This window comes from Pseudomonas sp. AP3_22 TE3818 (assembly GCF_053628995.1).
Genome location: NZ_JBRJHL010000001.1, coordinates 3538554 through 3552947 on the forward strand (window position 1 = coordinate 3538554; position 14394 = coordinate 3552947).

17 protein-coding genes are annotated in these 14394 nt (G+C 59.6%); 2 read left to right on the plus strand and 15 right to left on the minus strand.

Going from position 1 to position 14394, the window contains the following annotated elements; genetic code table 11:
- Window positions 1-3 precede the first annotated feature (3 nt).
- The 14 genes from AB7M25_RS15975 to AB7M25_RS16040 form a co-directional block, all read right to left on the minus strand.
- Window positions 4-648, minus strand: a complete 645-nt coding sequence (locus tag AB7M25_RS15975; protein WP_429385324.1) for a tetratricopeptide repeat protein — start codon at window positions 646-648, stop codon at window positions 4-6.
- Window positions 645-1454, minus strand: coding sequence for an SDR family oxidoreductase (locus tag AB7M25_RS15980; RefSeq protein ID WP_429385325.1), 810 nt, complete (start codon window positions 1452-1454; stop codon window positions 645-647). Before AB7M25_RS15980 ends, AB7M25_RS15975 begins: the two co-directional genes overlap by 4 nt.
- Window positions 1441-2115: a TenA family transcriptional regulator gene (locus AB7M25_RS15985; RefSeq protein WP_007979163.1), complete on the minus strand. Its 675-nt coding sequence runs from the start codon at window positions 2113-2115 to the stop codon at window positions 1441-1443. Before AB7M25_RS15985 ends, AB7M25_RS15980 begins: the two co-directional genes overlap by 14 nt.
- Window positions 2112-3593 carry an AMP-binding protein gene (locus tag AB7M25_RS15990; protein WP_454237614.1) on the minus strand — a complete coding sequence of 494 codons (1482 nt, stop codon included), beginning with the start codon at window positions 3591-3593 and terminating at the stop codon, window positions 2112-2114. Before AB7M25_RS15990 ends, AB7M25_RS15985 begins: the two co-directional genes overlap by 4 nt.
- Complete coding sequence (locus AB7M25_RS15995; protein ID WP_429385328.1) at window positions 3583-4260, minus strand: thermostable hemolysin; 678 nt, start codon at window positions 4258-4260, stop codon at window positions 3583-3585. The genes AB7M25_RS15990 and AB7M25_RS15995 overlap by 11 nt, the downstream gene beginning before the upstream one ends.
- 49 nt (window positions 4261-4309) lie before the next feature.
- Window positions 4310-6040, minus strand: a complete 1731-nt coding sequence (locus AB7M25_RS16000; RefSeq protein ID WP_429385329.1) for a multiheme c-type cytochrome — start codon at window positions 6038-6040, stop codon at window positions 4310-4312.
- Window positions 6041-6388: 348 nt separating this feature from the next.
- The gene (locus tag AB7M25_RS16005) at window positions 6389-6847 is read right to left on the minus strand and encodes a MarR family winged helix-turn-helix transcriptional regulator (RefSeq protein WP_454237615.1); all 459 of its coding nucleotides are present in this window, start codon (window positions 6845-6847) and stop codon (window positions 6389-6391) included.
- Window positions 6848-6974: 127 nt separating this feature from the next.
- Window positions 6975-7427, minus strand: coding sequence for an Ohr family peroxiredoxin (locus AB7M25_RS16010; protein WP_057714894.1), 453 nt, complete (start codon window positions 7425-7427; stop codon window positions 6975-6977).
- Between the two features lie 78 nt (window positions 7428-7505).
- A complete protein-coding gene (locus tag AB7M25_RS16015; protein ID WP_429385330.1) occupies window positions 7506-7946 on the minus strand; it encodes an Ohr family peroxiredoxin in 441 nt (146 codons plus the stop codon).
- Window positions 7947-8355: 409 nt separating this feature from the next.
- Window positions 8356-8628 carry a hypothetical protein gene (locus AB7M25_RS16020; protein ID WP_454237616.1) on the minus strand — a complete coding sequence of 91 codons (273 nt, stop codon included), beginning with the start codon at window positions 8626-8628 and terminating at the stop codon, window positions 8356-8358.
- 219 nt (window positions 8629-8847) lie between these two features.
- Window positions 8848-9120: a hypothetical protein gene (locus tag AB7M25_RS16025; protein WP_454237617.1), complete on the minus strand. Its 273-nt coding sequence runs from the start codon at window positions 9118-9120 to the stop codon at window positions 8848-8850.
- 132 nt (window positions 9121-9252) lie between these two features.
- Window positions 9253-9900, minus strand: coding sequence for a hypothetical protein (locus AB7M25_RS16030; RefSeq protein WP_007977914.1), 648 nt, complete (start codon window positions 9898-9900; stop codon window positions 9253-9255).
- A 546-nt stretch (window positions 9901-10446) separates the two neighbouring features.
- Window positions 10447-11142 (minus strand): tRNA (adenine(22)-N(1))-methyltransferase, encoded by a 696-nt coding sequence (locus tag AB7M25_RS16035; protein WP_454237618.1) that lies wholly within the window; start codon window positions 11140-11142, stop codon window positions 10447-10449.
- 111 nt (window positions 11143-11253) lie between these two features.
- Complete coding sequence (locus tag AB7M25_RS16040) at window positions 11254-12210, minus strand: threonine dehydratase (RefSeq protein WP_429385336.1); 957 nt, start codon at window positions 12208-12210, stop codon at window positions 11254-11256.
- 96 nt (window positions 12211-12306) lie between these two features.
- Here AB7M25_RS16040 and AB7M25_RS16045 point away from each other — a divergent pair, with 96 nt between their 5' ends.
- Entirely contained in the window at window positions 12307-13113 is an 807-nt protein-coding gene (locus AB7M25_RS16045; RefSeq protein ID WP_454238363.1) for a helix-turn-helix transcriptional regulator, read from the plus strand.
- Between the two features lie 16 nt (window positions 13114-13129).
- On the opposite strand, the gene AB7M25_RS16050 is transcribed toward AB7M25_RS16045, so the two are convergent.
- On the minus strand, window positions 13130-13678 hold the full coding sequence (locus tag AB7M25_RS16050; protein ID WP_429385338.1) for a cytochrome b: 549 nt from the start codon (window positions 13676-13678) through the stop codon (window positions 13130-13132).
- 282 nt (window positions 13679-13960) lie between these two features.
- Here AB7M25_RS16050 and AB7M25_RS16055 point away from each other — a divergent pair, with 282 nt between their 5' ends.
- The gene (locus tag AB7M25_RS16055) at window positions 13961-14251 is read left to right on the plus strand and encodes a hypothetical protein (protein ID WP_454237619.1); all 291 of its coding nucleotides are present in this window, start codon (window positions 13961-13963) and stop codon (window positions 14249-14251) included.
- Window positions 14252-14394: the final 143 nt, after the last annotated feature.

Consider the following 14394-nt stretch of genomic DNA (forward strand, 5'->3'; position numbering starts at 1 on the left):
CTGTCAGCCGAGTTTCTTGTTCACATCCACCAACAACGTTTCGATCTCCTTGCGACGCCCGGCATCAGCGCTCTCGCGGCCAGGTCGGGGCGCAGCCTGCAAGGCTTTTTGCAACGCTGCCCTGGCTTCGACATACCGCTTCTGACGGTAGAGGTGATCGCCCCAGAAGTACAGGCTGTCGATGCCGTTGGGGTTTATTTGCAATGCCAGCTTGAGCAACTGCTCGGCCTTGTCCGAATCGCCGAAACCGATGGGCCAGCCCGGTACGCGGTCATACAGGGCCCCCAGACTGGTATAGGCTGAGCCTTGCAGGGCCTTGGGGTCCAGGGCCAGGGCTTTTTCCAGATCGGCCTTGGCATCCTTGACCTTGCTCAGCGCACCCAGCCCGCCCTGGGCGCCCGCCCAGCTACTGGTGACGATGCCAGACCAGATCCACGCCTCCGCCACCGATTGGCGCTCCTGCTTGAAGCTCGAAGCCTGGGCGGCCAGCTTTTCAAAAGCCGCGGTGCGTTGTCCCTCGGGCAACTCGTATTGAATGTGCGCCCAGCTTTGCTGGATACCGTTGAGACGCTGCTGGTCGGCAGCATCCAGCGCCCAGACAGTCTGGCTCAATGCGCCCAGCAGCAGGCAAGCGATGATCTTTTTCATGGTTCGAGATTCTCCTGGTCGGGTTTCTGGCTCAGGCGGCGGATCAGTGGCAATTGCTTGCGCAACCCCCGGTCCACCAGATGGGGCAGGAAGCTGTTCAGGCGTACAAAAAAACGCTCGGGCCAGCCCAGGTACAAGTCGCGACGGTCACCGGCAATGGCGTGAATCACCGCCGCCGCCACGGTTTGCGGATCGTCGACATTGGCCTTGAGCGCATCATTGAGCGCTTGGGCTGCCGGGCTGTTCATGCCGGTACGGGTCGCTCGCGGGGCGACGTAAAGCACACTGACCCGGGTGTCCGCCAGCTCTCGGCGCAGGGCTTCGGAGAAACCTCGCAGGGCAAACTTGGTGGCGCAGTAACTGGCGTAGCCGGGGTAGCCAATGGAGCCATAGGTCGAACCGACGTTCACCACCATGGCACTGTCGGCTTGCTTGAGCAGTGGCAACATCAGTTTTGTCAGGCATATCGGCGCACTGATGTTCACCGCGAGCATCGAGTTGATCTCACTGTCGTCGAGCTGTTCGAGCATGGCGAAATGGTTGACCCCGGCGGCATTGATCAGCAGGTTGATGCCGCCGATGCTCTGGGCCCGCGACAGCACCTCACGGCGGTCGGAGAGCACCGTCAGGTCTGCACGGATCCAACACAGATTATCGGGATATCGCTCAAGCAGCGGCACCAGGGGTTCCCGATGACGAGCCACGGCCAGCACCTGGGCACCACTGGCGCACAGTGCAGTGGCGATGGCCAGGCCGATGCCGCCACTGGCACCGGTCAACACGACGCGGGCTTCAGACAGGCGCATGCAGGTTCTCCCCGTTACGCGGCAAGCCACGAAACATATCGGCGTAGAGCCGGTACACCACTTTGGAGGCATGAATGACGGCGGCCTGGTCGTGCGGGTCATCCAGAGTGTCCATCAGTCGACGGTAGGTCTGCATGTGTTCGATATCCAGCGAACCGTGGGAACTGAGGTAGCTGAAGGCGCTTTCCGGCAAGTCCAGGCGCTGGCGAATACTGCCGGCGGCATGGGTCGCCAAAGCGATGCTCGTGCCTTCAAGCACGTTGACCATGCCGAACAGTCCCACCGGATTGTCCCTGGCAATCAGGTCGTAGAGGAAGCTGACCATCAATTCGATCGGCAATGACGGGCGTCCGTCGCGTACAGCGTCCCTGTCACCGCCGCAGGCTTGAATGTCATTGAGTACCCATTGTTCGTGGCCGTATTCGTCCTCGATGTATTCACAGACCGCTTTGCGCAGCCATTCCAGGCGCGAAGGCAGACGCGCACCGCAGGCCATCATCAACGGCACGGTATGGCGCACGTGGTAATAGGCCTGTGCCAGAAAGGCCCGGTAACTTTCCAGGCTGACGTCGCCCTGCAGCGCGTCACGGATGATCGGCAGGTTGAACAACTCATTGCGCTCTTGCTCAGTGGCTTGTTGCAACGTGTCAAAAAAGCTCATGGTGCGGATTCCTCGGAAAATGCAGATGCGGTCAATTGCCGCCGGTATCGCTCGATGATGGCGTCACGGCGGGGCCGGCCATTGGCGGTGAGCAAACCGTTGGTGGCAGTGAAGGGTTGGTCGAGCCGACTCCAGTGGCGGACCTGGGCGTACTCGGGCAAGGCCTCGTTGGCCTGGGCCACGGCGGCGGCCAGTTGTTCGTCGGTACAGTCCGGGCGATGCGGCCAGAGCAGCGCATGGTTGTGAGGCATCGCCTCGCCATAGACGAAGGCCTGGGCGACAGGCCCACGCTGGGTCAATTCGGCTTCCACCCACTCGGGGTTCACGTTGCGCCCGAAACTGGTCACGAACTGATGCTTCTTGCGTCCCTTGAGGTAGAGAAAACCTTCGGCGTCGAACTCGCCGAGATCGCCGCTGGGCCACCACTGGGCGGTGTGCGGCGCCTCTCCCAGATAGCCCAGCAAGGTTGAACCCTTGATCAGCACTTCTCCGTCCTCCGCCAGGCGAATCTCCACATGGGGCAATGGTCGTCCGACACTGCCGGGGCGCCGTGCGTGCGGGCGATTGAGGCACACCACCGATGCGCACTCGGACAGCCCGTAACCTTCATAGACGGGTATGCGCACGCGTTCAGCGCGATGCAGCAGATCTTCACTGACCCGGGCACCGCCCACGGCGGCAAAACGCAGGTGCTGTGGGTCGAAAGCCTTCTGCTCGGCAGCACCGACCAGCATCAGCAACAACTGCGGCACCAGGACCAGGCTCTGGGGTGACCGGCTGGCCAGACATCCCAACAGTTTTGGCACCTCCACACCGCTGGCGCCTGCAATCCCCAGGGTTTTCTGGCTGGGCAGGCTCAAGGTGGCTCCGGCATACAGTGCGGCGTAACAACCGATGTTCTCCAGCAAGATGGCCAGCGGCAGCAGCGCCAGGTGGTGTTGCGGGTCGCTGGGTTGGCTGGCCAGGTCCAGCTCGCGAGCGACCCGCAGAATGCTGTCGGCACTCAAGCACACGCCCTTGGGTGTGCCTGTGGTGCCCGAAGTGAAGGTCAACTTCGCGGTACCTTCAGGCATCCGGTTCGGGCCACTGAACGTGCGGTGCCAGAACTCGCCGCACTTCTGATATCCAGCGGCTTGCAGTTCGTCCTGCAATGGCGGTTCGGCAATGACGTGTTCGGCCTGGCTTTGCTCCAGGCAATGCTTGCGTTGCGCCGGACTGAAAAAAGGCGGCAAGGCCACGCAGGTCAAACCCTCGAACAGCGCGGCCAGGTCCCACAGCAGGGCTTCGATACCATTGTCCAGCGCCAGGGCGACCACCCTGACCCGTTCATCGCGCAGGCGCTGCTGACGATAAATGACCTCGGCATAGAGCGTGGCGTAGTCGAGCTTGCGATGGTCGTCCCACAAGGCAATGGCGTTGGCTTTTTGCTCAGCATGATTACGCAGGGTCTGTTTGAACTGCTCCATTTCAGGCGACATGGCAGGCCCCTTCAATGGAGGTCGGCAAGCCCAGGCGACTGAACAGGCCGATGTTGCGCAAATGAATGAACCCGGAGCGGATATTGCCGAAATGAACCCACGGCTTGCTTTCGTAGTAGCTGCCCCAGGCGTGGCGGTCGTCGCCCAGGCGCGCCGGATCGGCAGCACACAGGGTCACGGGCTTCAAGCCAAGGCGATGAAAGCTATTGACCAGCCCCAGGTTTCCAGTGAAGGCGACCCATTCCAGCCCCCCCATGGCCAGCAGGTAGGTCATCGCGATGATGCTCATCCGTGCGCTGCCGGTGTCGCTGGCAGCCAGGTTGCCGACCTCGACGATGGCTGAGCGGCTTACGGTGTGGTCGGCGGCGGCACTGATCAGTGGATCGATTGCCTCGTCCAGGTAACCTTCCAGAAACAGCGGTCCGCTGCTCGCCAGACGCACGCCAACCACCGCGCAAAGCGTGCCGGACGCATCGCTCATGCCAAACAGCTCCGGCATGAAGTGGCGAACATCGGCACCATGGGCCCTGCGAAACCGTTGCTGGATAAAAGCTTCGAAGACACACCTTTGCGGGGCGTCCGGCAAGGCCCTGACAAGGTGCATCTGCTGTGCTTCGGTCAAGCCAAAGCGCAGCGGCAACTGAACGTTCCAGTTGAAATCGGACATTGAAAAACATCTCCCCAGATCAGTTGGGGAGCAGTATCGAAGACAATTCTTAACGAAGTCTGAAGATGACAAAACTGTTCGCATCAGTGGTCTTCTGATTATCACCTTGCAGGACCGGGGCCAGCCCGGGCGCCGAGACTGCACCCGTATCCGCCCCGACAACCGGCAGACTCGTCGACAGGGGTACGCTCTGCGTGACGTTGGCCATCCGGGTGATTTCCACCTGCACCTTATCCTTGCCGAGCAGGTAGTCGGCCAGCTTCTGCGAAAACGGCCAGTAGTTCAGGTCGGCCGTCAGGGTCAGCGGCCCGACGGCGTCGGCCGGCACCAGGAAGGAGAACTCCCCGATATCGTAGCCCTTGGGCAGAATGCGGTTGTCCGAGAGAATTTGCGTGGCATTCCAGACCTCGACGTCCAGCGGGTTGCCGTCCTTGTCGCCGATGTGCACTTTGAAATTTCGCGTGTTGACTTCGGTCTTGCCGTCCTTGATTGAGCCCAGCCGGTAGATCTCGCGACCCGTGGCATCCTGCACCCGGAAATCGATCCACATCTCCCGGCCCTCCGGAAAGCCGGTCGGCAGCTTGTGCCCCGCGCCGATATTGGAAACCTTGACGGCGACCGAGGTGTATTGCCCGGAAACGATCGCTGCCGGCAATTGCTCGAAGGTTATTTCCCCCGCGCGCGCAAGCATGTTGCGAGCCCGTTGTGCGCCCTCATCCTGACCGAGATGGTTGAGCATCATCGCGTTGGCCCCGCTAAACCAATGCGAGGCGACCTCCTCGCGATCCGGCCCCATGATCGCGGCCTTACCCTTGAAACCCGGCATGTGGCAGCTCTGGCAGGTGACATCGTTAAGGCTGTAGGTGCTCTCCTGCCATTCGTCATAGGTGCGTTCCACCGCCACGCTGCTGAACGGGTGCGTGACGTTGTGGCAGGTGCCGCAAAAGTCCGAGCGGGTGTGCAAAGCCGAGTACACCGTGTCGTGATAAGGCGAGACGGCGTCTTTGCGCGGGCCAAACTTGGTCGGTTTGCCGTGTGCCCGGGGGCTAAGAACATAGGCACCATTGTCCAGGCCCGTGCGGGCACTGATGTTGTGGCAGGTTTCGCAATCGACCCCGGGCATCGGAGTGTTCTTCGCGCTGTCTTCAACCGAGGAGCGGTTGACTTGCGAAGTGATCTGCCCGGTCGTGAGACCGATCGGTGTGTGGCAGCCGGTGCAGAAATTATCGACCTTGCCCTCGGTGGCCGAACTCGCACGCTTGAGCAAGGCCCGATAGATGGGTTCATCCCAGGCCTGGGACATCATCGACGAGCGCCACTGCTTGTAGATCTCCGTATGACAAGCGCCACAGACCTGGGCATTGTCGAAGTCCTTCACATTCAAGACCAGGTTACCGGTGGTATTGGCCCGGTGCGGGAAGAACGGCATCCCGCCGTTCACATGCATGAGCCTGGAGCGTGCCGGCTCTAACCACTTCTCATTGCTCTGATTGTCATTGCCCGGATTGTTACTGCTCTGCGGCTCGTCGGCCGCCACCAGCGTCACCGTCAGCAGGCAGGCCAGAAAGAACAAAAAACGGCGAGCCAGAGGCCTGAGCGCCAGGAACAACGGTATGAACAATGTCGCCAGGGAAATGTTCAAGTCGACAATAGCCAGCTTGACGCCTGGCGGTACGTTGAACATTGCCATGTAAGACCCGGCGCTGATCGTCCATAGAACAATCACGACCGATAGCCCGTGCAGCGCTAACTGTGCACACGTTGATCTGGAGTGGCTCATAGCATTTCCTCTGGACGGTTCGCAGAGGATGACTGCAGTACTTCTATTGAGTCGCCAGGGGTATTTCGTGATGCAAACCGATGGTTACATGCAATCACTCAATGGGGTACTTACAGCTCCACAGCTTGCCGACGCTGCACCTTCATGAACGGGACAAGCTCACTGAGCAATTACCCTGCCATCGCTGTAACAAAATATGTGCGAGGAGCGGAAGGTCCCTGCAAACATTCGTCGAAAGTTGAAATGCCGTGCTGATGCTGGCGTGAATACTGCTGGGGAATAGCGCCCCGTTTGTGGGGACGCTCACACCGAAATCGGGGGCCACTCACCGTCTTGGGTCGATCCCCATTAATCCCTGTCTTTCGTTGTCCGGATGAGATTACCCCGTAACTTCACGATGGCCTTCTGCATTTGCACGAAGTCGTCGGGATCGAGGCCGGTTTGCGGGAAGCCGTCTTCGCGCAGGCCTTCACGCAGCGTTCGTCCCTCTTTTGTGAGATTGATCCGCACCTGGCGTTCGTCTTCCGGGTCGCGCTGGCGCAGCAAATAACCCATCGCTTCGAGCTTCTTCAGGATCGGCGTGAGGGTGTTGGATTCGAGAAACAGCTTTTCGCCAAGGCTGCCGACGGTCTGATTGTCCTCTTCCCACAGCGCGACCAGGGTGATGTATTGCGTATAGGTCAGGCCGAGCCGTTCGAGCATCGGCTTGTAGGCCTTGCCGAAGGCCAGATTGGTGGAATAGACGGCAAAACACAGGAAGTCGGAGAGTTTGAGATCCAGGGCGGATGTCTTTTCGGTGTTTTTCATGGACGTTCTCAGGGGTCAGTCTTGCTAGACTGAAACTATACGTCGTACACGATGGTATCGGAAGTGTGCATAAACACCGACGGCCGACTCACCGGGAAAATCCCCGTTGAGCCGGCCGTGCAACGGGTCAGGCCGTCAAGACATTGATGTCGACATCAATGTTGCCGCGTGTGGCCTTGGAGTACGGGCAGATTGCATCGGCGTTGTGGGCCAGTTCAGTCGCCACCCCCTGATCCAGCCCCGGCACGCGCAACGTCAGTCGGGCCTGGAGGAAGTAAGCCGCGCCGGTCTGGCCCAGATCGACTTCAATGTCGACGGCCGTGTCGGTCGGCAGTGTCACCTTCATCTGTTGGGCGGCCAGCCCCACCGCTGCGATGTAGCAAGCCGACCACGCTCCGGCGAACAATTGCTCGGCTTTCGGGTGCGGCTGGACAGCGGTCAATACGTGTGCCGGTGTGTCGCTGCCGGGGGACGACAGTACGATGTCGAGGTTACCGTTGTGACCGCGCGACGTGTTGCCTGCGCTGTTATGGGTGGTGTGGGTTTTGCCGCTGGCCAGTACTTTTTCGATCTTGCTCATGATGATTCCCTCAGGATTACAAACAGCTATATTCGTATGCGCTTGCATCGCATGCGATATTAGTGACACATCTGCGCGTCACGCCGTGATCACGTTCAGGGCAACATCGATATTGCCGCGTGTCGCTTTGGAGTAAGGGCAGATGGAGTCGGCGATGTGCGCCAGTTCGGTCGCGACATCCTGTGCCAGCCCTGGCACGCGCAGGGTCAGTCGGGCCTGAAGGAAGTAGGCCGGACCAGTCTGGCCCAGGTCCACTTCAATGTCGACGGCCATGTCCGCCGGCAAAACGATATTGCGCTCCTGCGCCACCAGCCCCACTGCTGCGGTGTAGCAGGCCGACCAGGCCCCGGCGAACAGTTGCTCGGCTTTCGGATGCGGCTGTGTGGCGGCAAAGACGTGGGCTGGCTGGGTGGAACCCGGTGACGACAGGACGATATCGAGGTTGCCGTTGTGACCGCTGACATTGCTGCGGGTGGTGTGGGTTTTGCCGGTAGCCAGTACTTTTTCGATTTTGCTCATGGGGATTTCCTCAGGTTTTAAAGTTCGTGCGATTGTATCGCGTGCGATATTTGTACCATTCAAAAGACAACATTCGTCAATTGGCCTGTGCAACGATCCAGTTGTTGCCGTTGTGGCCATGGGAAGCTTGAGCGGTAGCGATCAACAGGGTGCGGCGGCTTCCGGTGTTCATGGCTGATTCTCCAAACGGCAAGGGTTGTCTGTATTTGTTGTCGCATTCGACTTAATCGCATGCGATATATGAATGCTCTACCAAAGCCCCAATGATGTCAAAGTTTATTTTATGCCTTGGCGACGAGCGGCAGGTTCGCGACCGAGCGTGCTGCCCTCCCCCTCGCCGAATCAAGGGATGAGCGGACAACATTCGGCCACGGACAAAAAGGGTCGCATTCTCGGGACGTTTATCCGGTTAACACGCGTTATCGTTGACGACCATCGCTGGCAAGCCAGCTCCTACAAAGGACCGTGCCCACGCTGAAACTGTAGGAGCCAGCCTGCTGGCGATGGACTCAAGCGCGCCGCGTTCATCCAGCTCACCCGCGTTATCGTTAACGACCATCGCTGGCAAGCCAGCTCCTACAAAGGGCCGCGCCCACGCTGAAACTGTAGGAGCCAGCCTGCTGGCGATGGACTCAAGTACGCCGCGTTCATCCAGGTCACACGCGTTATCGTTAACGACCATCGCTGGCAAGCCAGCTCCTACAGGGGACCGTGCCCACGCTGAAACTGTAGGAGCCAGCTTGCTGGCGATGGACTCGAATGCGCCGCGTTTATCCGGTTAACACGCGTTATCGTTGACGACCATCGCTGGCAAGCCAGCTCCTACAAAGGGCCGCGCCCACGCTGAAACTGTAGGAGCCAGCCTGCTGGCGATGGACTCGAATGCGCCGCGTTTATCCGGTTAACACGCGTTATCGTTGACGACCATCGCTGGCAAGCCAGCTCCTACAAAGGGCCGCGCCCACGCTGAAACTGTAGGAGCCAGCCTGCTGGCGATGGACTCGAATGCGCCGCGTTTATCCAGGTCACACGCGTTATCGTTGACGACCATCGCTGGCAAGCCAGCTCCTACAAAGGACCGCGCCCACGCTGCAACTGTAGGAGCCAGCCTGCTGGCGATGGACTCAAGTACGCCGCGTTTATCCAGATCACCCGCGTTATCGTTAACGCCCATCGCTGGCAAGCCAGCGCCTGCAATTCCCCGGGAATGCGTGAAGAACCCAAAAAAAACCCCCTCACAGGGAGGGGGTCGGGTGTTTGCAAGGTTCTAACGGTTACCCCCGTCTTCACCTGGACTTTCGTCAGCTCATCGCGCAGGAATTCCAGCGAACAGCCAGGTAGTCTCCTCGGCCGGCGCTGCGGCGTTGCGATTGCGCGCCCATTGGGTCAGCGCCACCATCGTCGCAAAGCCGAGCACGATCAATACCGGATAGGCCATCAGCAACTCGGTCAGCGAGTATTTCCAGGCCAGCGGTCGGCCTACACCGAGCATCGCGGCATACAGCCAGGAAACGCCCGACAGCGCGCCAGAGAACAGGGCAAACATTCGCACATTGATAGGCAGGTCAAGCAAGGAACCGGCCTTGAGCATGGCGGGCAATACATAGCGGTGCAACAGCATGCCGTTGAATGTCAGCAACAGGACAATAATAACTTTGGCTTGAAGTTTCGGGTTGGCAAAATAAGTCATGCCTTTATCAAGGTAATCAATACCTATAATTGCTGCACCGGTGATCCACAAAAATAGCAACGCATTGGAAACAGACTTCTGCAGACTGGCCATATGATCATTATCGTGCCCGGACGACACACGGCCCTTCAATAAATCCTTGACCATGGCGACATCGCTGGCAAACACCAGGCCAATGGCTACGCAGCAAGCCAGCAGGTGTACGTATACAACTCCTAAACGCATAAACTCCATGGATTCTTTCTGGCCGAGCAGGCCGATCATTGTATTAATATCCACGCTTACATCTCCACTTATTGCGGCAGTGTGAATTGACCATGCCCCAGGCACGAGAATTGAATACTCACGCCTGCACAATCAAAGTTCACATTGATTGAAGCAACTAAAATAGTTTGGGTATTACAAGAGAGAGCGACTCGCCCCGCGAGTCAGTGATGACGGCATACTATCACTCCAGGTCTCAGGTAAAAAAAATCCCCATGTGCATTCCATTCAATGCAGATGAGGTATACGTCCATTTTACTAGGGAGTGCAGTGCGAAGCTCAAGGGATCCGCCTGCTGGAAGATCAGAACCCAGCATATCCCGATCGTTCATTTTTCGAACAAAAACCTCGACAAACGGTACTGTCAATAATGGCTCGGGAGGCCGGTTTCATTGGCTGAAACCACCGTTGCCAAGCGGCTGAATCGATTCATGATCAGTGCCGAAAAAAAAAGCGGTTTTCGCGCGGAACTCACACCGTTTGACCCTGCAAATAGCGAGTTTTGCCTCGCAGGCAGCCACGCCATTCGATGCTTGCTGAACAGGATCAAGCCAGCAACTGGCTGATCCACCGGACCTGGCGCGCGATGTCCTGCACCTTTTCCTCAGGCACGGCCCGCTGTGCCCCGGCAAATTGGCTCAGGGTCTTCTGCTTCTGGCGCAGCTTGCGCTGCCACTTGACCAGGAACGCCGGGCTGCGGGCCTGCAACTGCAGCGGGCCGAAGTACAACTCTTCTGCGGTGTAGATCACCGGCCCGGCGCGCTCGGCGACGATGATTTCGTAGTCGAAACGATTTTCCCGCAGCACTTCCTCGCAGAGGATGCGATAGCCGTTTTCCATCAGCCACAGGCGCAGTGGCTGCTCGCCGCCGTTGGGTTGCAGGATCAGGCGCTCCTGCCCGCTCAGGTACGCCTTGCCGCTCTCGAGGATGTCGCGGATCGTTTCGCCGCCCATGCCACAGAGGCTGATCGCCGTGATCCCGTCTCCCGGCAAGATTGCCGCCAGGCCGTTGGCCAGGCGCACGCTGATCCGTTGCTCCAGATCGTTGTCGTGCACGGTGCGTTCGGCCGCGCGGAACGGCGTCAATGCCACCTCCCCAGCCACCGCCGCCGTGATGGCGCCACGGCGCATCAACGCCACCGGCAGGTAACCGTGATCCGAGCCGATATCGGCCAGGCGCGCACCGGCTGGCACATGCGCCGCCACGCGTTCCAGGCGCATGGACAATGTCTGTTCGTTCAACTGCGGCCCCTTCTCACCACGAACGTCCGGCGCCTTTGGCCGGAACGGGGCGCGATTGTGTCGGGCAATGCCGTGCATTTCAAATTTATGCGACCAGGCTACAGCCCCTCTTCACGCAATCACGCCCGCATACACCGATCTGTCAACGTTTCCACCGGACAGAATCACCCCCACCCTTTTTCCCGACATGGCTTCACGCTCGGCAATGAGCGCCGCCAGCGCCGCGGCACCGGCCCCTTCCGCCAGGTTGTGGGTATCGGTGTAATACACGCGCATGGCCTCGGCTATCTGCGCGTCACTGACCGCAACGATCCGCGCCGCACCTGCGGCATAGACGGCAAAGGCCTCAGGCACCGGCTTGCGTACGGCCAGACCGTCGGCAAAGGTGGTCGCCGAGGCCGTTTCACACAGGGCTCCGGTGTCGAACGATAACTGCGCAGCCGCCGCTTCGGTGGAAACCACGCCCACCACCCGGGTGTCCAGGCCCAGGGCATCGCGGGCGGCGATCACGCCACAAATCCCCGATCCACAGCCAATCGGTACATAGACGGTGTCCAGATCCGGCGCGGCGTTGAACAACTCCAGCGCATAGGTGGCGACGCCCTTGACCAGCTCGGTGTGAAACGGCGGCACCAGGAACAGGTCATGCTCCTGGGCAAGGCGTGCCGCCTCTTCACGGGCATCATCGAAATCGTGGCCATACTCGACCACTTCAGCGCCAAAGCCGCGCATGGCGTTGTTCTTTTCGACCGAGTTGCCTTGCGGCACGACGATCAGCGCCCGCAAACCCAGTGCGCCAGCCGCCAGTGCAAGGCTCTGGCCATGGTTGCCGCGGGTCGCGCTGACAATGCCCTTCACGCCCGGATGCTCGCGCTTGAGCCAGTGCATGAACGTGATGCCGCCGCGCACTTTGAAAGCACCGGTAGGCGTGTGATTTTCGTGCTTGACCCACACCGTGCAACCCAACCGGCTGCCCAACAAGGGCCAAGGGTACTGGGCGGTGGCGGGCATGACCTGGTACACGTTGCGTGCGGCCTGTTCGATGTCGTCGCGAGTCAGTGTGTGCATGAGTGGTCTCCCCGGGATTTTGCCCAGTCTGAACAGGGGCGCAGCACGCAGGCTTTCAAAAAACCGACCTGACTTTTGTATGCCCTCTTCACTACTATGGTGCTCATGAGCCATCGAAACCGTCTGCATCCACCCCTGCTGTCCGAACCGGTCCGCCGTATCGAGGTCGGCCCCTGGGCGATCGAATTGCTCCCCGGCTGCGCCTACGCGACCCGATACGTAGCGACCCAGGCGGGAATCGGCTTTGCCTTCGACAGCCAGCGAGGCCTGCACGCGATCGGCAGCGACCGGGTACAACCCTTCGATGCCCTGCCCAACGGCCTGGCGTTCGTTCCAGTGGGGTGTGACGTGTTGTCCGAATCGCCCAAGGGGGGTGAATATCTGCGGGTGATACGCACTGACGGTGTGGCGCTGGAGGGTAATCACGCTTTCAACAATCGCATCGACCGGCAGGCCACGGCCCTCGCATGGCGCATGCGCGCAGCGCTGTTGCACGCTGGCGTGGAGGACGATTGGGAGGCCTGGGCACTGGCATTGTCCGAGCGCGTGACGGCCAGCGCAGCCGTGTCGACACCGCCCCATGGCTCGATAACCGGCAGCCGGATGCGCTTGCTCGATGAGTTCATTGACGCGGGCCTCGATGGCCCGTTGAGCGTACCGGCGATGGCGGGCCTGCTCGGCTTGTCCGAAGGTTATTTCATGCGGGCCTTCAAAAACGCCACCGGCAAAAGCCCCCATGCTTATCTGATCGACCGACGCCTGGCCAGGGCCCGCGCCCTGATGCGCGACTCGACCGCCACGCTGGCTGAAATCGCCTACGCCTGCGGTTTCAATTCCCAGGCGCACATGGCGACCACCTTCAGGCAACGCCTTGGCGTGAGTCCGGCGCAGTTGCGTCAATAATGAAACGACAGGAAAGTCAGCGGTTGCGTGTGGGCAGCATGCCCTTGAGCACATCATCCTTTTCAACGAAGTGATGCTTGAGCGCAATCAGCAGATGGCCACCAACCAGCGCGCCGCACAACCACGACATGTAGGTGTGAACCGCCTTTGCCAGATCGTACAAGCTCTGATCGGGGTCAACGATTGGCGGGAGCATGAACAGCGCCGCCACCATGATGGGTTTATCGGCGACCGAGCTCCAGTACCAGCCGGACAACGGCAGCCCGATCAGGGCCACGGCGTACAGCAGCACATGCCCGACCAGCGCACCACGCTTCATCGTCGGGCTCATCGAATCGGGTAGCGCCGGTGCCGGGTGACTCAATCGCCAGGCGATACGCACGACGATGAGAAACAGCAGCGTGCTGGCCATCGCCTTGTGCAAGTAGGTGAGTTCATGGTGGGCATTGAATTGGTCGCGCCAATGCGTTGCCACCATTCCGATAACCCAGGCACCCAGCCAGATCAGGGCCATGCCCCAATGCAGCCACTTGGCTGTACCGGTATAACTTCCTTCCTTCGCCATCACGCTGTCCTGCCCGTTACTTTTGAGGGGGGATTATCGCGACAGGGTGTTATCGGAAAAACCGTGAAATGTTGCTTAAACATATCGAGATGTTCGATGTAGCTCGTGTTTCGCCTTCGATCGTAGAAGCCGAAATCGACCCCATGTGGCCGGTGGTCGTTGCGTGTCGATTGTCGCCGGCGTTTGACTAAGCTTACTGAATCAGGGCGACCTGAAACCCGGGGACTGCGGACATCAACGGATCTGTATTGCATCAAGACGGTACGCTCAAAGGAGACGACCATGTATGCGGTGATAAGAACCTACCTGGGTGCTGGAGCCAAGCAGCTATTCGAGCTTATGGAACAGCGCAGCGTCGACATCGAAGCGACCTTGCGCACAGTACCTGGCCTCGTCAGCTACACACTGTTGAATACGGGTGACGGTGGTACTTCGATCACTGTGTGCAAGGACAAGGCCGGCAGTGATGCGAGCCTGAAAGTTGCCCGTGAGTGGATTCAGAAAAACACTTCGCATATCCACGCGAACCCACCGATCGTGACGGAAGGTCCGGTGATTGTGCAGATCAACTAGCGACCGGTCCGCAGGATGGCGAGTGCTATACTTTTTTTCAGATTGCATGAAGTGTGCAACGTTCCCCACGGTTCAGACACCGACTGCAAATCCAGGTTAATCGCTGCCGACAAAGGAGGTCTACAGCAATCTCGAGTCGGGAG